Annotated in this window: 25 protein-coding genes and 2 pseudogenes; 19 read left to right on the top strand and 8 right to left on the bottom strand. The window is 45.2% G+C overall.

The features are described 5' to 3' along the window. Window positions 1–2,339 (top strand): annotated as a pseudogene (locus tag F6K51_RS27875) (hypothetical protein); the annotation flags it as partial. Window positions 2,340–2,466: 127 nt separating this feature from the next. Here F6K51_RS27875 and F6K51_RS27870 read toward each other — a convergent pair. After that, window positions 2,467–2,892 (bottom strand): putative toxin-antitoxin system toxin component, PIN family, encoded by a 426-nt coding sequence (locus F6K51_RS27870; RefSeq protein ID WP_293026235.1) that lies wholly within the window; start codon window positions 2,890–2,892, stop codon window positions 2,467–2,469. A 9-nt stretch (window positions 2,893–2,901) separates the two neighbouring features. Beyond that, on the bottom strand, window positions 2,902–3,153 hold the full coding sequence (locus tag F6K51_RS27865; RefSeq protein ID WP_293026233.1) for an AbrB/MazE/SpoVT family DNA-binding domain-containing protein: 252 nt from the start codon (window positions 3,151–3,153) through the stop codon (window positions 2,902–2,904). A gap of 114 nt (window positions 3,154–3,267) precedes the next feature. Between F6K51_RS27865 and F6K51_RS27860 the strand changes: the two genes are divergently transcribed. Then, on the top strand, window positions 3,268–3,471 hold the full coding sequence (locus F6K51_RS27860) for a hypothetical protein (RefSeq protein ID WP_293026231.1): 204 nt from the start codon (window positions 3,268–3,270) through the stop codon (window positions 3,469–3,471). A 28-nt stretch (window positions 3,472–3,499) separates the two neighbouring features. Here the strand turns inward: F6K51_RS27860 and F6K51_RS27855 are convergent, their stop codons facing one another. Both F6K51_RS27855 and F6K51_RS27850 read right to left on the bottom strand, forming a co-directional pair. Then, the gene (locus F6K51_RS27855) at window positions 3,500–3,670 is read right to left on the bottom strand and encodes a hypothetical protein (RefSeq protein ID WP_293026229.1); all 171 of its coding nucleotides are present in this window, start codon (window positions 3,668–3,670) and stop codon (window positions 3,500–3,502) included. Between the two features lie 8 nt (window positions 3,671–3,678). Next, window positions 3,679–4,515 carry an Rpn family recombination-promoting nuclease/putative transposase gene (locus tag F6K51_RS27850; RefSeq protein ID WP_293026227.1) on the bottom strand — a complete coding sequence of 279 codons (837 nt, stop codon included), beginning with the start codon at window positions 4,513–4,515 and terminating at the stop codon, window positions 3,679–3,681. 272 nt (window positions 4,516–4,787) lie between these two features. Here F6K51_RS27850 and F6K51_RS27845 point away from each other — a divergent pair, with 272 nt between their 5' ends. Then, window positions 4,788–4,997 (top strand): hypothetical protein, encoded by a 210-nt coding sequence (locus F6K51_RS27845; protein WP_075897592.1) that lies wholly within the window; start codon window positions 4,788–4,790, stop codon window positions 4,995–4,997. A gap of 122 nt (window positions 4,998–5,119) precedes the next feature. On the opposite strand, the gene F6K51_RS27840 is transcribed toward F6K51_RS27845, so the two are convergent. Beyond that, a complete protein-coding gene (locus F6K51_RS27840; RefSeq protein WP_293026224.1) occupies window positions 5,120–5,956 on the bottom strand; it encodes an Rpn family recombination-promoting nuclease/putative transposase in 837 nt (278 codons plus the stop codon). Here F6K51_RS27840 and F6K51_RS27835 point away from each other — a divergent pair. Further along, on the top strand, window positions 5,874–6,083 hold the full coding sequence (locus tag F6K51_RS27835; RefSeq protein ID WP_293026240.1) for a hypothetical protein: 210 nt from the start codon (window positions 5,874–5,876) through the stop codon (window positions 6,081–6,083). The two genes, F6K51_RS27840 and F6K51_RS27835, sit on opposite strands and share 83 nt — an antisense overlap. Here the strand turns inward: F6K51_RS27835 and F6K51_RS27830 are convergent. Beyond that, window positions 6,052–7,023, bottom strand: coding sequence for an ABC transporter ATP-binding protein (locus F6K51_RS27830; RefSeq protein WP_293026222.1), 972 nt, complete (start codon window positions 7,021–7,023; stop codon window positions 6,052–6,054). The genes F6K51_RS27835 and F6K51_RS27830 overlap by 32 nt on opposite strands. Before the next feature lie 298 nt (window positions 7,024–7,321). On the opposite strand from F6K51_RS27830, the gene F6K51_RS27825 reads away from it, so the two are divergent. Beyond that, window positions 7,322–8,557 (top strand): transposase, encoded by a 1,236-nt coding sequence (locus tag F6K51_RS27825; RefSeq protein WP_293026220.1) that lies wholly within the window; start codon window positions 7,322–7,324, stop codon window positions 8,555–8,557. Between the two features lie 31 nt (window positions 8,558–8,588). Here the strand turns inward: F6K51_RS27825 and F6K51_RS27820 are convergent, their stop codons facing one another. Continuing rightward, window positions 8,589–10,967: a transglycosylase SLT domain-containing protein gene (locus F6K51_RS27820; RefSeq protein ID WP_293026218.1), complete on the bottom strand. Its 2,379-nt coding sequence runs from the start codon at window positions 10,965–10,967 to the stop codon at window positions 8,589–8,591. A 91-nt stretch (window positions 10,968–11,058) separates the two neighbouring features. Between F6K51_RS27820 and F6K51_RS27815 the strand changes: the two genes are divergently transcribed. Then, a complete protein-coding gene (locus F6K51_RS27815; protein WP_070391769.1) occupies window positions 11,059–11,250 on the top strand; it encodes a hypothetical protein in 192 nt (63 codons plus the stop codon). 125 nt (window positions 11,251–11,375) lie between these two features. Here F6K51_RS27815 and F6K51_RS27810 read toward each other — a convergent pair whose 3' ends face one another. Continuing rightward, complete coding sequence (locus F6K51_RS27810) at window positions 11,376–12,359, bottom strand: 3'(2'),5'-bisphosphate nucleotidase (RefSeq protein ID WP_293026216.1); 984 nt, start codon at window positions 12,357–12,359, stop codon at window positions 11,376–11,378. Between the two features lie 342 nt (window positions 12,360–12,701). Here F6K51_RS27810 and F6K51_RS38635 point away from each other — a divergent pair. From F6K51_RS38635 to F6K51_RS27745, 13 genes and pseudogenes are all read left to right on the top strand, one after another. After that, window positions 12,702–12,818: pseudogene (locus tag F6K51_RS38635) on the top strand (YqaE/Pmp3 family membrane protein); the annotation flags it as partial. A gap of 288 nt (window positions 12,819–13,106) precedes the next feature. Beyond that, entirely contained in the window at window positions 13,107–13,238 is a 132-nt protein-coding gene (locus F6K51_RS27800; RefSeq protein WP_293026238.1) for a YqaE/Pmp3 family membrane protein, read from the top strand. A 24-nt stretch (window positions 13,239–13,262) separates the two neighbouring features. Continuing rightward, on the top strand, window positions 13,263–13,763 hold the full coding sequence (locus F6K51_RS27795) for a hypothetical protein (RefSeq protein ID WP_293026213.1): 501 nt from the start codon (window positions 13,263–13,265) through the stop codon (window positions 13,761–13,763). 751 nt (window positions 13,764–14,514) lie between these two features. Continuing rightward, a complete protein-coding gene (locus tag F6K51_RS27790) occupies window positions 14,515–15,093 on the top strand; it encodes a DUF3727 domain-containing protein (protein WP_293026211.1) in 579 nt (192 codons plus the stop codon). 66 nt (window positions 15,094–15,159) lie between these two features. Further along, window positions 15,160–16,239 carry an endolytic transglycosylase MltG gene (gene mltG, locus F6K51_RS27785; RefSeq protein ID WP_293026209.1) on the top strand — a complete coding sequence of 360 codons (1,080 nt, stop codon included), beginning with the start codon at window positions 15,160–15,162 and terminating at the stop codon, window positions 16,237–16,239. A 216-nt stretch (window positions 16,240–16,455) separates the two neighbouring features. Further along, a complete protein-coding gene (locus F6K51_RS27780; protein WP_293026207.1) occupies window positions 16,456–17,007 on the top strand; it encodes a YqeG family HAD IIIA-type phosphatase in 552 nt (183 codons plus the stop codon). 308 nt (window positions 17,008–17,315) lie between these two features. Next, window positions 17,316–17,579, top strand: coding sequence for a glutaredoxin 3 (gene grxC, locus F6K51_RS27775; protein ID WP_293026205.1), 264 nt, complete (start codon window positions 17,316–17,318; stop codon window positions 17,577–17,579). Between the two features lie 154 nt (window positions 17,580–17,733). Beyond that, window positions 17,734–18,717, top strand: coding sequence for a glutathione synthase (gene gshB / locus F6K51_RS27770; protein ID WP_293026203.1), 984 nt, complete (start codon window positions 17,734–17,736; stop codon window positions 18,715–18,717). Between the two features lie 60 nt (window positions 18,718–18,777). Then, window positions 18,778–19,245, top strand: a complete 468-nt coding sequence (locus F6K51_RS27765) for a DUF4870 domain-containing protein (protein WP_293026201.1) — start codon at window positions 18,778–18,780, stop codon at window positions 19,243–19,245. A 31-nt stretch (window positions 19,246–19,276) separates the two neighbouring features. Beyond that, window positions 19,277–20,416, top strand: coding sequence for a Gfo/Idh/MocA family oxidoreductase (locus F6K51_RS27760; RefSeq protein ID WP_293026199.1), 1,140 nt, complete (start codon window positions 19,277–19,279; stop codon window positions 20,414–20,416). A 249-nt stretch (window positions 20,417–20,665) separates the two neighbouring features. Then, window positions 20,666–21,409, top strand: coding sequence for a DUF4230 domain-containing protein (locus F6K51_RS27755; protein ID WP_293026197.1), 744 nt, complete (start codon window positions 20,666–20,668; stop codon window positions 21,407–21,409). 50 nt (window positions 21,410–21,459) lie between these two features. Then, entirely contained in the window at window positions 21,460–21,576 is a 117-nt protein-coding gene (locus F6K51_RS27750) for a DUF2237 family protein (RefSeq protein WP_364300532.1), read from the top strand. 143 nt (window positions 21,577–21,719) lie between these two features. Continuing rightward, entirely contained in the window at window positions 21,720–22,139 is a 420-nt protein-coding gene (locus F6K51_RS27745; RefSeq protein ID WP_293026237.1) for a transposase, read from the top strand. The last annotated feature ends 119 nt before the right edge of the window (window positions 22,140–22,258 follow it).

The following is a 22,258-nucleotide window of genomic DNA, read 5'->3' as shown; positions in this document are numbered from 1 at the left end:
GGGTTCAACAAGAGAAAAATCTAGAATTACAACGTCGTTTAACTCCATCCGCCTTAGAGTGGAATAATCAGCAACAAGCAAAGTTTCTTTGGAATGCTAACCCCTATTTAGATGTATTAAATCAAGAAGTACTCAAATCTCCTAATAACAATTGGTTAAACCAAGTAGAAGCGGAATTTATACAACAAAGTATTAAGCGAAGACGGCGAAATACCCAAAGGAATTGGGGAATTGCATTGGGCGTAATGCTGGGATTGAGCGGGTTGACCATTTTATCTTTCATTGCTCAAAGGGAGGCGCTGATAGGTCAAGTTAGGGCTTCTCAAGAAGCCTCAGAAGCCAACTTGCCCTCGAACCAGTTACAAGCCTTGGTCGATAGTTTAAGGGCAGCAAAGTCACTACAGCAACCACTTTTGCTGTTATTCAAGCCAAAAAATCAGCTACAAAATCAAGTAAGAGGAACACTACTACAGGCGGTGCATGGTATAAGAGAAAGCAACCGATTGGAAGAACATAGCAGTCGGGTGATGAGCGTAGTTTTCAGTCCTAATGGTGAGCGGATTGCTGCCACGAGTGGAGATAGTACAGTCAAAGTTTGGAACAGAAATGGTATCTTAGAAGCCAACTCAAAACAGCGGGGAAGGGTTTTCACTACCCAAGAGGGTAAGTTTCTTACCTGGTCGTTAAGTTCGGACAATTGGGACAATATCGAAATCAGGAGGCTTGATGGCACCTTGCTACAAACTCTCAAAGATGCTGGCTTTCGGCCTGGGAACGAAAGGCCTTATGTTCAGGTTGTTCGGAGTGTAGTATTCAGCCCCGATCAAAAGAGAATTGCCGTGGCTCGTGCTGACGGAAAAGTACAACTTTGGAAACCAGATGGAACCTTAATACGCACCCTCAAAGGACATAGCGAACATGTCGATAGTGTAGTGTTCAGTCCTAATGGCGAAATGATTGCTTCGGGGAGTAGCGACAACACGGTAAAGCTGTGGAAACTAGACGGGACTTTAATACGCACCCTCTATGGACATAGCGGTTCTGTCTACAGCCTAGCATTCAGCCCAGATAGCAACACCCTCGCCTCAGCAAGCCAGGACAACACGGTAAAGCTGTGGAAACCAGATGGGACTTTAATAGGTACCCTCAAAGGACATAACGATTATGTCACTAGTGTAGCATTCAGCCCTAACGGCGAAATGATTGCCTCAGCAAGCTGGGACAAAACGGTAAAACTCTGGAAAACGGACGGCACCTTGGAGCGCACCCTCTATGGACATAGCGGTTCTGTCCACAGACTAGCATTCAGCCCAGATAGTAAGACCCTGGCCTCGGCAAGCACAGACAGTACTGTCAAACTTTGGAAGCTGGACAACACTAAAGAAGGTATTATCAAAGCACATAGGGATACTGTCAATAGCGTAGCATTCAGCCCTAATGACGAAATGATTGCCTCAGCAGGCCGGGACAAAACCATAAAGCTGTGGAAACCGGACGGGACTTTAATACGCACCCTCAAAGGACATAGCGATTCTGTCAATAGTGTAGTGTTCAGCCCTAATGGCGAAATGATTGCCTCGGCGAGTAGCGACAAAATGGTAAAGCTGTGGAAACCAGACGGGACTTTAATACGCACCCTCAAAGGACATAGCGATTCTGTCGATAGTGTAGTGTTCAGCCCTAATGGCGAAATGATTGCTTCAGCGGGGAGTGGTGTTATCAAGCTCTGGAAGCCAGACGGTAGCTTTATACATAATCTCAAAGACTTTGGTCCTGATGCTACTTATATAGTATTTAGCCCGGATAGTCAGATGATTGCTTCCGCTGGGAGTGTTCCAGGTTTGCTTCAGAAGCTAGACGGCACCCTTGTAACCACCCTGCCAGCATATGGACATGACGTTAAAAGCGTAGCGTTCAGCCCCGATGGTCAGATGATTGCCTTAGGAAGTAGTGAGCCTAAACTCAGTCTCTTGAAGCCAGACGGAACCTTTGTGCGCGACCTCCAAGGACATGATGATGACGTCAATAGCGTAGCCTTTAGCCCCGATGGGCAGATGATTGCCTCCGCTAGTAGGGATGGTACGGTAAAACTCTGGGAAAGAAACGGCGCTTTGCTGAGTACCCTGAAAGGGTATACAGATCACGAACAGATTATAGTAGATTTCAGTCCTGATGGCAATAGCCTTGTCTGGACTAGTCGTAACGGAAAGGTGATTCTGTGGAATTTAAACCTGGATTATTTGCTCCTACGCGGTTGCAATTGGGTGCGTGACTATTTGGAGAATAACCCCAATATTGAGGAGAGCGATCGCCATCTCTGCGACAATATTAACAAGTAGTTACCTTGATGTAAAAGTTTTGGTAGCCACGATTGTGTTTTTTGCAATTGGCTGATCTTTTTAATTGTCTAATAATTTGCGTTCGCGTAGCGTGACCTGCATGTCACGCTACGCGAACGCACTCTCGTTAATCTTGATTGAGAAGTAGTGCGATCGCGTCTCGTAGATCCACCACCGTTACTGTCTCTAATATCTGACCGTAAAACGAACCAAAATGCTTCTTATCACCCGTTACCAAAAGGTCTGCCCTATTCTCTACTGCTGTCGCTAAAATAGGAGCATCTTTCCAAGGTAGCCCCATCTCCATGGCCCAATTAACTCGTGAAACCGGTGCTTCTCCAACAATAATTAGTTTGAGGATTAAATACCTTTCCAATCGTGTCAAAGCTTCGGGATACTTAGCTGTAATGTTACGCCGTGTTTCTTCCAAGGCGTGAGGCGATGTTAGCAAAGCACAATACCCAGCAGAAGCTAACTCAAACAAAACGTTACAGCGACCATCAGGACTAATAGCGGCTGCAAAGATTACATTGGCATCCAGGAACACGCGCATGTATCTTTCCTACTCAGCATCTTTAAGTTGGCCCATTAGCTGTTCGGCTTCTTCGTTCGTTAAGCGATCGCCTGATAAAAACTCCTCAATCCGTTCCTCTGTATACATCTCAATCGGATACACTCCCGCAGGACGCAGTATAATTCCACCATCAGCAGTAGTCTCTACCAGTAGCATAGTTTCACCCTCTAACCCTAGACGCTTGAGAATTGCTTTGGGAATAGAGACTTGACCTTTTTTTCCTAGCTTGATGACTTCCATAATTCCAAATAACCATAATCCGGCAAACCCGACTTTAAGTCAATAGTAATCGATCAGGCTTAAAGCGTGCTCGTTTGGCTACATCACCAGAGAAAAGGAAATACGAGGAGAACAATGACTATTAAGAATCAACAAGATCAGGATCTGCTAGATGAATACGATTTCAGCAAAGGCATACGCGGTAAATATGCTCAGAGATATAGGGAAGGTAGCAACATTGTTAAGTTAGATAACGATGTTGCTGAAATGTTTCCAGATCAAAAATCAATTAATGATGCACTGCGAGCTTTAGCTAATATTATTTCCATCAACACTTAGCGGGAGCAGCATGAAAAAGAAGCGTACGCTAACTTAGTTGATCTTGGTTGAGAAGTAGTGTGCTAAACGTAGCTATTTCTGTAGGGCTGATCGCTTTTAGCGGAAGCTGAGGCCTTTGGCCACGCTTTGCGTTCGCGTAGCGTCGGCTTTGCCGAAACGCTTCCGGAGCGTAGCGTGGCCGTAGGCCAATCGCACCCAAAGCTAAACTTACGAGTCGGATTTGCTATCAGCAACAGATAGTGAACGCATCCATTCATCCAAATCGTCGGGTTTCGTAAAGTCCAACAACGCTTCCCCCAAAGCTTCAAGCTGAGGGAGGGATAAGGCTTGAACCTGCGCTCGCATTTCTGGGGACACTTCGCCGATGCGACGTGCGAGAAGGCGGAGTATAAGAGATTGTTCCCCTTCGTGACGGCCTTCATCCTTAATGTCTTGATAAATTACAGACTGCTGCATGATATCTGTGCGTAAAACCTGGTTAATCAAGTCCCTCTTTAATAATAGCCCTGCTAGAATCCCAGCGCACGCAGCCACATTGCTCTGTATCCTAATTTCTGCAATCGTCTCAACTCTTGCAGCCACCTGACGCAAGGTTTGAGCAGCGTCGGGGGTTTGTGTCAGTATAGCCAAGGGCAATAACCCCGTCGATTCCAGAAACGGCTGAGTCGATTGTTCCCATAGCCGAATGACCTCAAATTCGTGACGAGTACCAGGAATCTCAAACGCTGTCTGATCAACGAGTTCAGAAGTCGAACGGGTCAAGTAAATGACCACTTGGCGCATCTGCTTATTTGGAAAACGGCGGAAAACTCTTAGGCGGTAATCTGCCATTCTGAAGGCCATAGTTGAGTCAGGTTGAGTCTGAAACTCGACGTGAAGGACAAAATCATCAGAATTCAGCAAAATCAAAGCATCCGCTCGAATGGGTTCAAGGGACAGTTCAGATGGACTGAGTTGGGTCATGGTGATGGCTTCACCAAGTAACCAGGAGGCAAAATCCTCGGAAAAGCTCTCAGCGAGGAACTTGCAAGTATTATCGAACATGGAACTATTATATCAAACGGCCCGTCTCAGGGATTCTGCTGGATGGGGACTTTCCTGAAGCAGTGCGATGCGATCGCTCTCCAAAAACTGTTGGGAAAGAAGTGCGTACGCTTAACCAAAACTGACGTTACATAAATGCGTACGCCTCTTTCAACTTTGAAGGGAATCACTCGACATCGATGAAATGGGGATCGAATGCTAAACTTAAGCTATTGATTACAATTCCCTTCGAGGTATGATTAAACCAAGGGGCAGTAATGGCTGAATCTTAAATGACACCAATTGAATTAAGACAAAAAGGCTATTATGCCTTAGTTAAGGAATTAGCGCAAGTTGATGCAATTCGTTTTTTACAAGATGTAGGATTGGGTTTTGGTGATTATACTCAAGAACCTCAACAGTCTCTAAAAAATGTGACAAGATCTGATTTTTGGCAAGACATTCAAGAAATTAGAGCAAAAAAAGACCTTGACAATCAATGATTCTGTTGTCACCAGCGATCGCAAAGCGTGGCCAAAGGCGATCGCATTCTCGTTAATCTTAGTTGAGAAGTAGTGCGGTCAGCGCAGTTATGCCCGTAGGGCTGACGCACCCAAAGCTAAACTTACGAGTTCGATTTACTATCAGCAACAGATAGTGAACGCATCCATTCATCCAAATCGTCGGGTTTCGTAAAGTCCAACAACGCTTCCCCCAAAGCTTCAAGCTGAGGGAGGGATAAGGCTTGAACCTGCGATCGCATTTCTGGGGACACTTCGCCAATGCGACGCAAGAGTTGGCGGAGGATTAGAGATTGTTCCCCTTCGTGACGGCCTTCATCCTTAATGTCTTGATAAATTACAGACTGCTCCATGATATCTCTGCGTAAAACCTGGTTAATCAAGTCCCTCTTTAATAATAGCCCTGCTAGAATCCCAGCGGACGCAGCCACATTGCTCTGTATCCTCATTTCTGGAATCGTCTCAACTCTTGCAGCCACCTGACGCAAGGTTTGAGCAGCGTCGGGGGTTTGTGTCAGCACAGCCAAGGGCAATAACCCCGTCGATTCCAGAAACGGCTGAGTCGATTGTTCCCATAGCCGAATCACCTCAAATTCGTGACGAGTACCAGGAATCTCAAACGCTGTCTGATCAACGAGTTCAGAAGTTGAACGGGTCAAGTAAATGACCACTTGGCGCATCTGCTTATTTGGAAAACGGCGGAAAACTCTCAGGCGGTAATCTGCCATTCTGAAGGCCATAGTTGAGTCAGGTTGAGTCTGAAACTCGACGTGAAGGACAAAATCATCAGAATTCAGCAAAATCAAAGCATCCGCTCGAATGGGTTCAAGGGACAGTTCAGATGGACTGAGTTGGGTCATGGTGATGGCTTCACCAAGTAACCAGGAGGCAAAATCCTCGGAAAAGCTCTCAGCGAGGAACTTGCAAGTATTATCAAACATTAAACGATTATATCAAACGGCCCGTCTCAGGGATTCTGCTGGATCCCGACTCCCGACTCCCGACTCCCGACTCCCGACTCCCTACTCCCGACTCCCTACTCAGATGGATTATTCAACTGCTTCATAAAAAACTCTTCCAATGAAGGACGATTTAAAGTCATACTCATCAATTGGGCATCCATCAGTCTCAGAGAAGCTATAAACTCTTGGGGTTCCCCTCGTAATTGACCGTACCAGCAGTCATCCTCAAATTCCAATTCCATCAGCCACCGTTTAATAATGTCTATATTCCCACCTTTGCCTTTAACTCGGTAGGTGTTATCGGTACCCAAAAGTTCATCTAACGCTCCCATACAAATTAATTCCCCATTAGCGAGAATCGCGATGCGATCGCATATTTTCTCCACATCTGACAAGACATGGCTGTTGAAGAAAATAGTCTTGCCTTGAGCTTTCAGAGACATAATAATCTCTCGGATTTGGTAGCGTCCCATCGGGTCAAGACCGGACATGGGTTCATCGAGAAATACTACTTCTGGGTTATTAATCAGAGCCTGGGCCATACCGATGCGCTGGAGCATCCCTTTAGAATACTGACGTAGTTGTTTCTTTCGTGCTGCTGATTGGGACAATCCTACGAGTTCTAACAGCCTAGGAATACGTTTACGTTTTACCTGATGGGGAATTTGAAATAGTCCAGCGGTAAAGTGCAAAAATTCCCAGCCGGTGAGATAGTCATAGAAGTAGGGGTTTTCTGGTAAGTAACCGATGCGCTGCTTGACCTTAACATTACCAAGGGGATGTCCCAGTAACCATCCTTCTCCGCCAGTAGGACGGACAATTCCTAGTAAGGTTTTTAACAGGGTAGTTTTCCCGGCTCCATTTGGACCGAGTAATCCAAAGGTTTCTCCCTGATAGACGGTTAGGGAGCAATTTTTCAGGGATTCAATTTTTTGATTGAGCCAGAAGCCGGTGCGGTAAACTTTGCGCAGTTGGGAGGTCTGAACAACTGGGATTGGTTCAGAGGTGGTGAGTTGGGGGGGTAAAGTGAGAGTAGATTGCTCCATCCTGTTGCTAAGAAATGAGGGATATAATCTATATTTATTTATTCCCTATTTTGGGGACGTTTGTATCTATTTTGAATAAAATTCCTGATAGCTAATCGGGTAGAGCCTGGCTGAATGTTTACAAAAATCCCCGAAAGCCGAAAGCCCCGTCACAAAGCGAGCGGGGATGAAGGCTCGCCGTAGCCGACACTTCGTGAACGCAGGGGTCTTTAGCCGCCGTGAAAAAATCTTGACTAGTATTTTACACTTTTATACTAGTGTGTTATTATAAAAATATCTCAAAATAGGTCGATATTCGGTGATTATATTAGAGTTTAAAGCCAAAGGTAGAGAGTCCCAATATTCAGCTATAGATGAGGCAATCCGGACTGTTAAATTCATCCGAAATAGCTGCCTTAGTTTGTGGTTGGACAATAAAGGAACCTCGAAAAGTGACCTTAGCAGGTATTCCAAAATCCTTGCTAAGGAGTTCCCTTTTGCTAATGAGTTAAACTCTACTGCTCGTCAGGCTGCGTCTGAGAGGGCATGGTCATCGATTGTTCGCTTCTACGATAACTGCAAGAAAAAAGTCCCAGGGAAAAAGGGTTTTCCAAAATTCCAAAGACGTGCTCGGTCAGTCGAATACAAGAAATCAGGATGGAAATTATCCCCTGATAATAAATCGATAACGTTCACGGACAAAAAGGGGATTGGAAAGCTTAAACTCAAAGGCACCTGGGATTTATGGCGCTTCGACAAAAAGCAAATTAATCGGGTTAGGATAGTAAAGCGAGCCGATGGGTACTATGTCCAATTTTGCGTTGCAGTTAACGTGAAAGAGGAAATAGAGCACACCGGTGAGATGATTGGACTAGATGTAGGACTCAAAGAGTTCTATACAGATTCCAATGGTCATTCCGAACCTAATCCCCGATTTTATAGAAAAGGGGAAAAGCGCTTAAAGTTTTATCAACGCCGGGTTTCCCGGAAAAAGAAAGGCTCATCCAATCGAAGAAAAGCGGTCAATAGGCTAGGTAGACAGCACCTTAAAATAAGTAGGCAGCGTGAGGAACATGCAAAGAGACTTGCACGTTGCGTAATCCGGTTTAACGACCTGGTCGCCTACGAAAATTTAAGAGTTAAAAATTTAGTGAAAAATCACTGTCTCGCTAAGTCTATTAATGATGCTGGTTGGTATCAATTTAGGAAATGGTTAGAACATTTTGGGACTAAATTTGGCAGGATAACTGTTGCAGTAAATCCCGCCTATACCAGTCAAAATTGCTCTGAATGCGGCGAGGTCGTCAAGAAATCACTATCTACCAGGACTCACGTCTGTGAATGTGGATGTGAACTTGACAGAGACCATAACGCTGCCATCAATATCCGAAATCGAGCCATAAGTACGACGGGGCACGTCGGAACTTGGATTATTAATCCGAACGCTTCAGGAGATTTGGCCTCTACTGTTCTTGATTCCGTTCGCGAAGCGTCGCCTACGGCGAATCAGGTTCAGCAAGCCGAGTCGTTGAGAGAAGAATCCCCGCGTCTTTAGACCGGGGAGTGTCAAGGTCAGTCTTGCTGGATCACTCTTGAGCAAAAAAGTCTACTAACTCCTGACCAACCTCAGGATTGTATAAGCGTAAGTAATTCCAGTAATTACCCAAAACTTGCTTGACATAGTTTCTGGTTTCACTAAAGGGTATAGTTTCCACAAATTCATCTAAATCAATGGGTTCATTTCCCTTTAGCCATTTCCCTACATTACCTTGACCAGCATTGTAACTAGCAATGGCGAATGCGGAGTTATCCTCATACACGCGATGGCTATGGGCGAGAAACCAGGTTCCTAGTTTAATATTATCGTTGGGTTCCGCTAATTTATAGTCGTTGAAATTGATGGATTTCCCTACCCAAGCTGCAGTACTGGGTAACATTTGCATTAAGCCCATGGCACCAGCAACTGATGTAATGTTTGGCTCAAATCGAGACTCTTGACGCATTAAGGATATAACCAGTAGAGGATTAATGTTACGTTGTTTTGACTCAGTTTCGATCACCTCTATATAGGGAAAGGGATAGAGGGCTTGCCAGTAAGCCGGTTTTTTCCTGATTTTCTGATACTGCTCCTGTTCTTGGGATGTTTCTCGGTCTTCGAGGGTCTCTACCAGGGAAATTCCTTTGAGGTATTCTCCCATCGCCAGCCTGAACAAGCCATCAGTAAACTGTTGTGGCACAGTGGGCTTGAGGCGAGTTTGAAATTCCCCTTGCCATAGGCTCCAAGCATCCTGGTCTTGACCAAGCTGATACAATTCCTTCAAAGCTGCTGAGCCCACAGGTAACTCGGGTCGCACCGTTGGCCAGTTTACAGTAAGGGATGACTGGCGCAGTGTGCTAAAGTCTCCCACATCCCAACCCAACTGTACCGCTGAGCGCCAAGCATAGTAAGATTGAATATGGTTGGTAATCACCTGCTTAAACGCTGCTTCGGCTTCCTGCTTCCGTCCTAGCTGAGTTGCCCATTTTCCCGACCAAAACCCTGCTCTACGGGCGATCAGACTGTGGGGATTATCCTTAAGGATAGGCTGAACGTTATGCCAAGCGGTTAGGATGTCTCCATTTTGTGCAGCCTCTTTAGCCATCTGCCAGCGATAGTCCGCTGCCGCCTCAGAATTGCTATACTTATGGATTAATAATTGATAGGCTTGTTCAGCAGCGTTGGGACTATTGAGTTGTTCGAGAGTTTTGGCTTTGGCCAAAAGTGCCTCAGCAGCTCGGTCGGGAAAGCGATCGATAACTTGGTCGAAATACGGTATCTTGTCAATGGGTGGTTCTAGTGCAGCTAGTTGGAGATAAGCCAAGGCAGTTTCCTTGGCATTGGGAAATTCCTCAACCATCTTTTTATAAGCCACTTTCGCTGCTTTGGGCTTTTGAGCATACTGAAGTCCTCTAGCCCCTAGGTAAGTATGCTTAGGTGTTGGTTTAGCATTGGCATAAGCAGCACTGGCTTGAGCATATTTGCGGTCTTTCCAATAGGCTAATGCGATCGCTTCCCAATCTTCCGGCTGGATTATAGCACGATTTTTACCATCGACAGATTTGCCGTAGTTACTCACTAGTTGATCTAGCACTAGGGTAACCCCTGGTTGGTCAAAGGTATACCTGGCTAATAACAGCATCAGTTCAGGTTGATTGGGCTGATCCTTGAGCTTTTGCTGGATTAATTCAATGATGCGAGGATGAGAAGGATATTTTTTCAGTGCTCGTTCCCAGTATTTTGCCTCTTCGGCAGAGAAGTCATACATCTGCTGTATTTTTGCTAACCACGGCTGCTCAGAAGTCGAGGTGATTCTGGCATATTTCGGAGCAATAGATTCCTGTTCTGGTTTGCGGTAGGGTGAATCATCTGACAAGAAGGCATACAACGCTTCAGCTGCCACTGGCTGATTACCATAGCGTTGGAGCAACTCCTGCCAAGCTTCTTGGGCTTGAGCTTTGTCCCCAGTGAGTTGGTAAGCCTGTGCTCGTTTGAGCACAATATGTCCGGCTATTACTGGATATTCCCACTCTAACTTATCTAACCAACGCAGTGCCTCCCTGCCCTGCTGCCCAGCTATGGCATCAACCGCCAATAGGTAACGAGCACGGCCACGATTGAGGGATTTTGGTCCAATTGCGATCGCTTCGAGTTGTGCCATCCGCTCCTCGGGGGATTGGGATGCTAGTTTTAGGACTGTAGTGTCCTTGGGATTTCTGCGCCCCATGATTTGCTGGGGCAGCAACACTACCCAATTCGTTAATCCTAGCGGGTTCTTGCGATCAATCAACACTAAAATGGTGATCGAGATCAGCAGTAGGCTCAATCCCACACTAGACGCTAGTAGGATTTGTCGTCTGGTACGCTGACGCAATTGCTGGCGCCATAAAGGATAGTAGCGGGAGAATTTCAAACGTGACCGTTTCATAGAGCCTCCTGGTGATGCACGTCCATAGTAGGATTAGATTTTGGGAATAGAAAGCTCTGTAACAACCGTGCTGTGATTTGATAGAAGACTTATGGAACGCGGAAAAATAGTCGCTATTATAACTGGAGCTATATCGATATTGCTAGCGATCGCTTACTTAATTATTGTCCAGCTGCTGGATTTTCGAGGAGAAATGATACCTGCTCCAGTCAGCCAATCATTAGACTGGGGATATTGGATGGGATATTTTTACCCTGGTGTTGCGCAATGGTTAATTACTTAATAAACTCATAAGTGTGAATGAAACTCCCCGCGCGTTTACGCCCAGGGATGCTTGGGCAAGAGAAAAACTCTTCCCTTGCCGGATCCTTGCCCCAGGTTCTGATCTGCCCTGTGCTTTAGCTGTCTCTATTTGGCTGTATCCCGCAGTGCTGCCAACACCGTCTCATGGATTACACCATTGCTGACAACCACACCCTGATTTTCAACTAGCTTAGAACCGATCGAAAAGTTCAGAGGCTTACCATGCATATCTGTAACAAGCCCACCAGCTTCCTCCACAACAATAGTGCCTGCAGCATGGTCCCAAATTTTCTCACGGTAGTTGGGATACTTCGAGGAAGGTAAACGTAGGTAAAGGGCTGCGTGACCAGAGGCAACCGCACCATACTTAGCCTGAGAATCCATCCGCAGGGAATCTGCAGTAATTCCCACCGCTTTAGCTACAAAATCTTGGCGAGAATGGTCACCATGACCAGATTCCACGCTTTCGACGAACCGGAGTTCTGCTGTATTACCAGCATCAGTCACTTGAATCGATTGGGGTTCCCCACCACTAATAGGTACCATGGTTGCTCCCTGACCCCGTACTGCCACAAATAGGACACCCCGTTCCCCATCTGGTTGTGCTAGGTTGACGGGTAACGCTGGGCAAGCTAGCACTCCTACTTTCACTTCACCTTGTTCTACCAAAGCCAAGGCGACAGCATATTGATCATTACGCAGAAACCCTTTGGTGCCATCAATCGGGTCTAAGGTCCAGTAGCGAGGTCCAATCTCACCATTCCCTCGATTAATCCAACTAACCACTGCCTCAGGAGTAGCATCATTAGTTACAGATTGCACATAACTAGTTACCTGTGCCAACTGATTCGCCATGGTTGGTTCCACCAAATCAGCAGCATCTTCTTCACCCACTACTGGAACATTAGGAAAAGCTTGGCCAAGTAAGCGGCAAATCACTGCCTGGGAACCATAATCGGCAACAGTGACAGGGCTTTTGTCACTTTTTTCCATAGCTTCAGTCACCCGTTCACTCCGGACTTGCTCACAAATTTTGGCAGCGGCTAAGGCTGCCTCAATCGCAACCTGTTTCTCTTGTTGATAAGACATTGTAAATAACTGCTCCTAAGGGCGAAAAGATTTTTGGAAGGTTTTTTCGATCATGGGTAATAGGTATAGCTAATCGGTAATAGACCCTTGAGTAATCACCATTAGCAATTAGAGATTACCTATTACTGACTAGGAACTGCCTGGTTTTAAAGGCTTGTGGCCTAGCAGCATGTTTTTCCCTGACCTTAGAGACAGAGCTAGGAACTGGCAGTCATTCATAGGTGTCATAACCCTTACAAAGGGGGAACTAATCTCCATTGCTGGCATCTTAGCTAGGAAATTCCGGATTCAGAGGAAATTACCAGGGAATTAACTAAGAGCAGTAATCGAGGTACAACAATAATGTATTTCATCCGGATCATCTGTGCCATTTTCCTTCCACCACTCGGTGTGTTCTTGCAAGTGAGTTTTGGCAAGTCCTTTTGGCTTAATATTCTGTTAATGGTATTGGGTTTCATTGTAGGCACTCAACTTGGTTTTCCCAAATATGGTGTAGTGCCTGCCATACTCCATGCTGTATGGGTGACTGCTAATCAATATCAGGATTAAACTGTTTACTAGGGACTCTGCCCTAACCGAACACAGACTAGGGAGGAATTATAGCTCCTGTAACCCGGCTCTAAGACTAGAATAATTTGGCACAATGGAAGTGAGTAGGCAAAAGCAGTGCTTCAGCCAATCAGCCTTGTCCTAACAAACACCAAAGGTATACAAGAATGGATGTAATTCGGACAATTATTATGCGCTATTTTAGTGCCACCACTGGGAGTATTTTTGCAAGTGGGTATTGGCTGGCCCTTTTGGATAAATATTCTTTTAACCCTATTGGGTTACATTCCAGGTATTATCCATGCCGTTTGGGTGATTGCCAAGAGATAAAATAAAGGATTAGACTGACTACAAATGTCCAAACAATCATCCCAACCTGTGAATGTGAAGTATAAGGCTTTGAACTATCAGGGAGTCTACCCCTGCCCAGTCTGTCGTGTCGGTCAGATTCAAAATTTATCGTTAATGGAAGCTTTTGCCTGTCACGAGTGCCGCCACATTTTCACTGCTGATCTCGAAAGGCAAATCCTCAAAATAACCGATCGGCAGCCCCCAATGACCTGGCACTGGAATGGCAAAAAGTGGACAGGGGCGCATCTAGAGGGGGTTGAATGGGGATGGGTGAATTGGTTATTAGCCTTGGCATTTGTAGTTTGTCCAACGACCTTAATTGGGGCAGCCGTTTATATGTTTCCCCCTGCCCCAGATAGTCCTGTATCTTGGCTTCCAGCTGCTTGGGTAGGGTTAACGTTTTTATGCCATCTGGCAATCGTTGTCTGGTTGGTGATGGAATTTTATCAATTTCCAGTTTGGGAGTACTTGAGAATTGGACGGCAGCGAATTATGGGTCGTTAGTTCTGTTAATTAACTTGAATATAGTGCTGAGTATTGTTAAGAATAACACCCTTAGATTTTAATCCTTTATAGTTTATAGTTACTAATTCATACTTGCTCAGGATCACAGCTCTAGCCGTTTACGGGGAAATTAAGTATAATTTGTTACAAAATTGAGGACTCCTGCTATAAGATAGGGGGTTGCTAGTGCTAATTATGCGTTCCCGTAGCGGCTCTGTTCGCGTAGCGTGGCCTTTGGCCTTAAGAGCATCCGATAGCGACTCTGTTCGCGTAGCGTGGCCTTTGGCCTTAAGAGCATTGACCGTAGGTCACGCTACTTGAGGTGCAACCCATGGCACTAAAACATTTTGGCTGAGCTGATTTCCTAGACAAACACATTTTTATGCTAATGTCAAGTCCCACTGATTAGTTATACTTATAGGTTGCTAACAACACTTTTTTACAACTGATTGACCGTAGGTCACGCGGGGCGCGTTCGCTATGATTGAAGAATGTGCAATTTTTAGCTATACCATAGTTAACTAATGCTTATGCTCATAGAAAGCCGATCATTGTAGAAATAGTATAGACAAACCCATTCAAAGACAACTGCTGGAACTATCCTCGTTGGTTTTGGTGCTATCCTGATGGGAAGCAGTCTACACTTGAGCTTACTGTCGCGTACTGTCGCGTACTGTCAAAGCGTACTGTCAAAAGGGAGGTTGGATTTCTTTCCACGACCACTTGACCACTAATAGACACATTAAGTGCCATGTTTTCATCTCAATCCCCCCAAGAAAATGGGGAATCTCCAAAAGGGGACATTACGCTGAAGGACGCTAACGGTAAAACTCTCGAATGTTACATTGAGCATTCCCTAGAGCTGGAGGGTTGTGAATACCTTCTGCTGTTACCTGTGGACTCACCCATAGAAATTGTTGCTTGGGATGAGGATGATGATGAAGACTTAGCTGATGCCTCTCTAGTTGAAGATGAAGCTGAGCTTGACTTGATATTCCCTGACGCCCAAGCTGTTCTGGCAGAGCAAAATCTTCAGCTCAAGCGCACCGCTTTTACCTTAACTGTTGCTGGTGAGTTGCCACCAGTGGACGAAGACGACATTCTCACCCTGGAAATTGAAGACGATAATGTTCCGATGGAAGCAGAGGAACTACAGGAGCTAGCGAGCTTTTATTACAAAGAACAAGAGTATGGAATCTATACGCCTGTAGAGCCACTCCTGTTTTTTGCTCGCTCGAACCAATCTGGTCAACCCGAGTTACTGTCTACACAGGAAATTAAACAAGTTCAGCCAATGCTCGAAGAACTGCTATTCGATGATCTCGAGTAGGAGACTTGAACTCGGGTTGACCCCTTAAACGATTCAGGGGAAACTAATGTTTTGGTGTATTAGAGTATGAAAACTCTCAAAAGCATCTCCAATAGGTTTTTTTATTTCGTTCTATTGCCAGCGACCCTTGGTATTTGTGCATGGCAGGGTTGGGAGTGGTGGAGTTGGGTGGTATCCCCACCCGTTAAAGCACAATCTGCCGAAGATGTCGCTCCAACCCTCGTAAAAATCGAGATTCCCCCAGGAACCCCAGGTCAGCAAATAGGCAGAGATCTGGAAGCTTCTGGTTTAATTCGCTCAGCCGATGCTTGGAAACTGTGGACTCATTGGCGGCAGCTGGTAGACCGAGATGGTGAGTTTAAAGCTGGAACTTACGAACTATCACCAACTCAACCCCTGACCAAAATCGCCGAAACCATTTGGAAAGGGAAGGTGATGCAGCTGTCTTTCACCATACCGGAAGGGTGGTCGATTCAGCAAATGGCAGCTTATTTTGAATCTCTAGGATTTTTCTCGGCTGATGACTTTATCGCTGCTAGTAGCAAAATCCCCTGGGATAAGTATCCTTGGTTGCCCAGTGAGCTACCTCATCTAGAAGGTTATTTATACCCAGATACCTATAAGTTACCCAGTGATGGCATCTCGCCACAAACAGTCATCCAACAAATGCTTAATCGATTTGAACAGGTAGCTTTACCAGTATACCAAAAAGGTCAGGACAAAACCCAGCTTAGTATCAATGATTGGGTAACATTAGGGAGCATTGTCGAGAAGGAAGCGGTAGTTGCTGAAGAACGCGATCGCATTGCTGGTGTCTTTACGGAACGGTTGCGGCGAGGGATGAGATTAGAAACGGATCCCACCGTTGAATATGGATTGGGGATTCGACAAACTGCTGATCAGCCCCTAACCTACAAGCAAGTGCGGCAACCCTCCCCTTACAATACCTATCTCAACCCAGGATTACCGCCGACCCCGATTGCCAGTCCTGGAATAGGGAGTTTGAAAGCAACCCTTGATCCCGAAGACACCGAATACCTGTTTTTTGTGGCTCGTTACGATGGCACTCATGTTTTTAGCAAAACCCTAACAGAACACGAAGCAGCTAAAAATGCCATCCGTAGAGAACGGCGAGCCAAACAATAAACTACAACAACCAGTGATCACAAAAGCTTTATCTACTGGGGAGGTTGAGAGAAAAGAATACCCCGTCCTCTTAGGTCGGGGATGAATTTTCGACAATGTTAATATTAGGGGATAAGGGTCTCAAAAAACTGGGTATTGACCTACTCAGCTACCGACCGTGCGGGGGAAAGTTACGCCCTAGGAGTTACCGACTTTCAATTTATCAGTTAACTAAATATGTCTTGGGTCTCAAAGTTACAACCTGACTTAATCCTTGGTGGCTCCATCTTAGACCTGACACCAGATATTCTCCAGCAATATCAGCTGTCAGGTCTAGTTTTGGATGTTGACCAGACTTTAATACCAGTGACGAAATCCCGTGTTTCTCAGGAAATTGAACGGTGGGTAGAGCAAACTAGAGCGATGGTTTCCCTGTGGCTGGTCAGTAATAACCTCAGTGAACATCGCATTAGCCGTATTGCTTCCTCCCTCGATTTGCCTTACATATACGGAGCTCGCAAACCTTCGCGACGCAAGCTGAAAATAGCTGTAGATGCGATGAACCTACCTATAGACCAAGTGGCAATGGTAGGCGATCGCTTATTCACTGATGTCTTAGCTGGGAATCGACTGGGAATGTTCACCATTCTTGTAGAGCCAATACGGGACCCAGCGATGAGCAAGTCTTTATACCCAATGCGTGATTTAGAAGTGTGGTTCTCTCAAGCCTTAGGGGTTTCCCTGACCACCATGCAACAAAACTTCAACAAACCTGACAAATCAACATAAACTGAAATATAAAGAAAATATTATAAAAATTACTAAACCAAAATTTGTCTGACACAATAGAGAACAGTTGGAAAGAGGGTCAGCTTATATAAAGACCCTATATATGACCAACCTTTTAAATGGGGTCAGCTTATATAAAGACCCTAGATATAACAAACGCTTATAACTAATAGACAGCCCAGCCTTGAGTCAATCAGGAGCTGGGCAGTCTATTATTTGGGATTAGGTTTACGTGAGTGAGCTGGTGCGCCAAGGTAAACCCCACGTTAAAATTTAAGAAATATTACTTAACACGCTACCGCCAACTTATGAGCGCAAACGTTGAAATCTACACCTGGAGCAGTTGCCCCTTCTGTATCCGTGCTAAAGGTCTACTAAACCAGAAGGGAGTTGAATTTACTGAATACTGTATTGATGGTGATAACCAGGCACGAGAGAAGATGGCTCAAAGGGCAAATGGAGCACGCTCATTACCACAGATTTTTATCAATGACCAGCATATCGGTGGCTGTGATGAGCTTCACACTCTGGAATTTCAGGGTGAGTTAGACAACCTGCTCAAGGCAAGCTAACCACTAGGTGATTGACAATCTAGTCTGTAGGATCGCTCTTGGGTATTGGTATATTACTGTTTCTATTTCCCCGTTCAAGATCTTGATCAGTATGTTACCGAATCAAATAGGATTGCTGTAGCATAGGGTAATTGCCTGACAGGGGAATTCAACCGTGAAATTTGCGTTTATCATAGACCCTCTCCCGAAACTTGATCCCGGTCACGATACTAGTGTGGCGCTGATGGAAGCCGCACAGGAATTAGGTCATCAGGTTTGGGTCACTCAGGCTCAACAATTGAGTGTTATTCAGGGTCAGGCTTGGGGGCTTCTAGAACCTGTGCAACTAACTCCAGCCAAACTCGATGACGGGCATTGGGTCGTCAGTGAGCAATGGTACCAGACTGGTAAGGCTCTGTTGAAACCTCTAGAGGAGATGGATGCTGTCTGGATGCGGACAGACCCGCCTGTTACCATACCTTACCTGTATGCGACCTATATCTTGGACTACATCAATCCAGATAAAACCTTGGTGATTAATTCACCAACTGGCATCAGGACAGCTAACGAAAAAATGTATGCCCTCCAGTTTCACGAGGTGATTCCACAGACTATTGTCAGTCAGGAGAAATCGGTAATTCGGCAATTCGTTGAGGAAAAAGAGACAGCAGTACTGAAACCTCTGGGAGGCAAAGCTGGTGAGGGGATTATATTTCTACAGCCAAGCGATCGCAATTTTAACTCCTTGGTGGAAATTAGCACTAAACAGGGTAGTGAGCCAGTGATGGTTCAGGCTTATCTGCCTGCGGCGAAAGATGGAGATAAGCGGATTATCCTCTTGAATGGTGAACCGATTGGAGCAGTAAATCGCATTCCCACAGGTAAGGAATTTCGGGGTAACATGGCTGTGGGTGGTCGAGTAGCGGCTACGGAAATTACTCCCCGAGAGGAAGAAATCTGTTCCCTGCTCAAGCCAAAACTGCAGCAAGATGGCTTATATTTTGTAGGCATAGACGTTATCGGCGGCTACCTCACCGAAGTTAATGTCACCAGTCCTACTGGCATCCGGGAAATTGACCGCTTAGATGGTACTCATCTGGCTAAACAGGTAATTACCTGGGTTGAAGCAGTTAAAAACAACGGCGGTGAAACAATATAATGGCTTAACCAGACTCTTGAGCAAAGTCATGGGATGTAATGTCGGTTTTGGGTCAGTTTTATGGATCAAGTAACAGTGCCACGGAACGATAGGAAAGCTCGAATCTGGGGGATGCTGTGTCATCTATCCTCCCTGCTATGGATTCCCCTATTGATTATGGGTCTACCTATCCCTTTGGCTAACCTGGCAGGCCCGTTGATGATCTGGTTAAACAAGAGAAATAAATACCGCTTTGTAAAGGTTCACGGTAAAGAATCTATTAATTTTCAAATCTCGATTACCCTTTACGCTACCATTATCCTGACCATATTTACTGCCTTTGCCTGGGCGTTTTTCATCCTAATTGGTGCAATAAAAGATTTTGACCCTGACTCTTGGTTGGAGCTGTTTAAACTCATAGAATTCTGGTTATGGTGTATAGCTAGTATCCTGGGAATCATTGATTCACTGCTGGTGACTATGGCCTCAATCGCTGCTCAATATGGTAGGCATTACCGTTATCCGTTTACCCTGCGATTTTTACGATAAGTCCCTAATATAAGTCACGAGATAGTCTACAATGGCTGAGTTTTCTGCAACAGGTGCAACTGAACAGCTACCGACAATTGGTGTGGCGGTAGTTGGAACTGGATTTGGACAAAAAATCCATATCCCTGGCTTTAACGCTCATTCCCGAACGGAAGTGGTGGCTGTCTATCACCGCGACCCGGATCAGGCAAATGCGATCGCAAACCAATATGATATTCCCCATGGATGCGATCGCATAGAAGACATCCTAGCTTTACCGGAAGTAGAAGCGGTTAGCATCTGTACTCCCCCGTTTCTGCACTACGAAATGGCGAAAATGGTTCTAGAAGCAGGGAAACATCTGCTACTAGAGAAACCCATGACCTTAAGGGCAGCGGAAACCCAGGAGCTTTACCAACTCGCTACAGAAAAGGGTGTTGTCGCTATACCTGATTTTGAATTCCGCTTTATCCCCTCATGGCAGCTGTTAGCGGAATATCTCGAAAAAGACTATGTGGGTAAAAAGCGTCTGATTAAAATTGACTGGTTAGTCTCTAGCCGAGCTAATCCTGAACGCCCCTGGAACTGGTATGCTCAAAAGGATAAGGGTGGCGGAGCACTAGGCGCAGTAGGCTCTCATGCTTTTGATTATATTCATTGGCTATTTGGACCAGTGCAGCGGTTGTGTGCTCAACTGAGTACCGCAATTCCAGCACGGCCAGACCCCAATGCTAGCAATTTACTTAAGCCAGTAGATGCTGATGACACCTGTCTGTTATTACTGGAATTGGCAGATGGTACCCCTTGTCAGCTCAGTATTAGTTCGGTAACCTATCAAGGGCGAGGTCACTTTGTAGAGGTTTATGGCGATCGCGGTACCTTAGTCTTGGGCAGCAACAATCTCAAAGACTACGTTCATGGATTTCGCCTGTGGGCAGCCACCGCCGGTCAATCCCTGATGGAAGTAGAAATTCCCCAGCGACTAGCATTTGCTGAAACCTATCTCGATGGTCGTTTAGCGCCATTTATCCGGGTGGTTGACTATTGGGTAAAAGCCATTGACAATGGTAGCGTTACCACACTATCTCTCAAAGAAGGAGTGTACTCCCAGATGTTAATGGATTTAACCCATGAGTCCCATGAAACCAGACGTTGGGTTGAGGTAGATAAGCACAAGTATAGCGGTTTTTAATAGGGAATGGGGAATAGGGAATAGGGAATAGGGAATAGGGAATAGGGAATAGGGAATAGGGAATAGGGAATAGGGAATAGGGAATAGGGCAAAAAAAATTGTCTACCTCATTAGGCTAGAAATTGCTATATATCGCTTTGATAATTTTAAAATAGATTTTTGACACCAAATAGCATTTCATTGTTATTAAACAATAGCATAAATTAGGAATAAATAACTGTTAATAATTAAATTTTAAGGTAAACAAAAATGAAGAGTCAGCATCGAAAGCATCAGTTACTCAGCATTATCTCTAGTATACCTAGAGGTTTGATTTTGATGAGCACAGGGGGCATGATACTCACGACCCTAATTTTAGGAGTGGTGATGTGGCGCACTAGCTCCCGCTTGTTTGAACAAGTTAATGGTCTATTCGACTTATCACAATTAAACTTATCACAGCCAGAACCAGAGGTGGATGTGAGAAACGTTGTGGTTAATAAAGTTCGTAATGTTAGTGAATTGACCACTGCTGTGTTTAGCATGGAGGCAGTTGTTCCAACTCGTCAAGATAGAAACTTAGGACAATATCGCTTAGCGTCAACGACATTACTCTACATTGCTTATGGGGAAGTGCGAGCTGGGGTTGATTTAGGGAAATTAAGCGTCGATGATGTCAAAGTCAGCAATGACTCGATCCAAGTGCAGTTACCAGCGCCTCAATTACTGGATAGCAAGATTGATGTTACCCGTTCCCAGGTCTACGACTACAACCGAGGATTTTTGGGTCTTGGACCCGATGTTGCCCCTCAATTACAGATGCTAGCTCAACAGGAAACCCTCCGAAAAATTCAGGCTACTGCTTGTCAGCAAGGTGTGCTAGAGCAAGCTAATCAAAGGGCGCAATTAGTGGTGACTAATTTATTGATGACAGCTGGTTACAAAACCGTAGACGTAAAGCTTCAACCTTCATCACCATCGATGTGTTTGACAGCTTTCCAAACACCATCCTAGCACAACACATAAGCAAGATTATTGTAGTAATTAGAGTTAACTACCGGATCATGAACAATGCCAAAAACGTTCTTGGCGGAACACTTAAGGTGTGCTGCACATCTCCGATGACGGGATTTTTTCGGAACGGAAAATGTGACACAGGACCAACTGACCGAAAACCCTGAGGGCGCAAGCCCCTAAATTCTATTTATGGGGTTAGCCCGAGCAGGAATTTATTCCCTAACTGCTCGGGAACTTTTATCTCAGCTAACCGACTACAATATTAAGTAAAGATAGAAGACAAGGAGGTGATACTGAAGTGTTAGTTATGGAGTTCAAGGCTGTGTTGAAAAAGCCTCAAGAGTGGGCAATCAATGAAGCTATTAGAACTGCTCGCTTTGTCAGGAACAAAGTGCTTCGGTACTGGATGGACAATCGCGGAGTAGGGAAGAAAGAACTCTATCGCTACAACACTCAACTAAGGGACGAATTTGAATTTGTCAAGAATCTTAACAGCCATGCTTGTCAAGCCTCTGTTGAGAATGTAGAGCGTGCTATTAAGCGGTTCTTCGACAATTGCAAGAAGAAAGTCCCAGGAAAAAAAGGATACCCAAAATTCAAGAAGCATTCCAGGTCTGTTGAGTACAAGCAATCAGGATGGAAACTATCCCCCGACAAAAAGTCAATCAAGTTTACAGACAAGAAAGGGATAGGAAAAGTTAAACTCAAAGGTACGTGGGCTGGTTGACTGACAAAACTCAACAAGCATAGTCAAAAGACCTTACTGTAAACTCCAGCCGATACCTCTTCTGCTCGTCCTGTTTTCGGGAAGCCATCGCTGGTGATGGGTCGGGTTTCCCACTTAAA

This window comes from Moorena sp. SIO3I8 (genome assembly GCF_010692325.1).
Taxonomy (GTDB): domain Bacteria; phylum Cyanobacteriota; class Cyanobacteriia; order Cyanobacteriales; family Coleofasciculaceae; genus Moorena.
Note: the sequence above shows the minus strand (reverse complement) of the source record. Positions and strands in the feature narration are given on the sequence as shown.

Coding starts and splice junctions, on each gene's coding strand:
- F6K51_RS27870 (WP_293026235.1), bottom strand. CDS start 2,892: ATGCGCGTGTTCCTGGATGCCAATGTAATCTTTGCAGCCGCTATTAGT.
- F6K51_RS27865 (WP_293026233.1), bottom strand. CDS start 3,153: ATGGAAGTCATCAAGCTAGGAAAAAAAGGTCAAGTCTCTATTCCCAAA.
- F6K51_RS27860 (WP_293026231.1), top strand. CDS start 3,268: ATGACTATTAAGAATCAACAAGATCAGGATCTGCTAGATGAATACGAT.
- F6K51_RS27850 (WP_293026227.1), bottom strand. CDS start 4,515: ATGTTCGATAATACTTGCAAGTTCCTCGCTGAGAGCTTTTCCGAGGAT.
- F6K51_RS27845 (WP_075897592.1), top strand. CDS start 4,788: ATGACACCAATTGAATTAAGACAAAAAGGCTATTATGCCTTAGTTAAG.
- F6K51_RS27835 (WP_293026240.1), top strand. CDS start 5,874: ATGGTGATGGCTTCACCAAGTAACCAGGAGGCAAAATCCTCGGAAAAG.
- F6K51_RS27840 (WP_293026224.1), bottom strand. CDS start 5,956: ATGTTTGATAATACTTGCAAGTTCCTCGCTGAGAGCTTTTCCGAGGAT.
- F6K51_RS27830 (WP_293026222.1), bottom strand. CDS start 7,023: ATGGAGCAATCTACTCTCACTTTACCCCCCCAACTCACCACCTCTGAA.
- F6K51_RS27820 (WP_293026218.1), bottom strand. CDS start 10,967: ATGAAACGGTCACGTTTGAAATTCTCCCGCTACTATCCTTTATGGCGC.
- F6K51_RS27815 (WP_070391769.1), top strand. CDS start 11,059: ATGGAACGCGGAAAAATAGTCGCTATTATAACTGGAGCTATATCGATA.
- F6K51_RS27810 (WP_293026216.1), bottom strand. CDS start 12,359: ATGTCTTATCAACAAGAGAAACAGGTTGCGATTGAGGCAGCCTTAGCC.
- F6K51_RS27795 (WP_293026213.1), top strand. CDS start 13,263: ATGTCCAAACAATCATCCCAACCTGTGAATGTGAAGTATAAGGCTTTG.
- F6K51_RS27790 (WP_293026211.1), top strand. CDS start 14,515: ATGTTTTCATCTCAATCCCCCCAAGAAAATGGGGAATCTCCAAAAGGG.
- mltG (WP_293026209.1), top strand. CDS start 15,160: ATGAAAACTCTCAAAAGCATCTCCAATAGGTTTTTTTATTTCGTTCTA.
- F6K51_RS27780 (WP_293026207.1), top strand. CDS start 16,456: ATGTCTTGGGTCTCAAAGTTACAACCTGACTTAATCCTTGGTGGCTCC.
- grxC (WP_293026205.1), top strand. CDS start 17,316: ATGAGCGCAAACGTTGAAATCTACACCTGGAGCAGTTGCCCCTTCTGT.
- F6K51_RS27765 (WP_293026201.1), top strand. CDS start 18,778: ATGGATCAAGTAACAGTGCCACGGAACGATAGGAAAGCTCGAATCTGG.
- F6K51_RS27760 (WP_293026199.1), top strand. CDS start 19,277: ATGGCTGAGTTTTCTGCAACAGGTGCAACTGAACAGCTACCGACAATT.
- F6K51_RS27755 (WP_293026197.1), top strand. CDS start 20,666: ATGAAGAGTCAGCATCGAAAGCATCAGTTACTCAGCATTATCTCTAGT.
- F6K51_RS27750 (WP_364300532.1), top strand. CDS start 21,460: ATGAACAATGCCAAAAACGTTCTTGGCGGAACACTTAAGGTGTGCTGC.
- F6K51_RS27745 (WP_293026237.1), top strand. CDS start 21,720: ATGGAGTTCAAGGCTGTGTTGAAAAAGCCTCAAGAGTGGGCAATCAAT.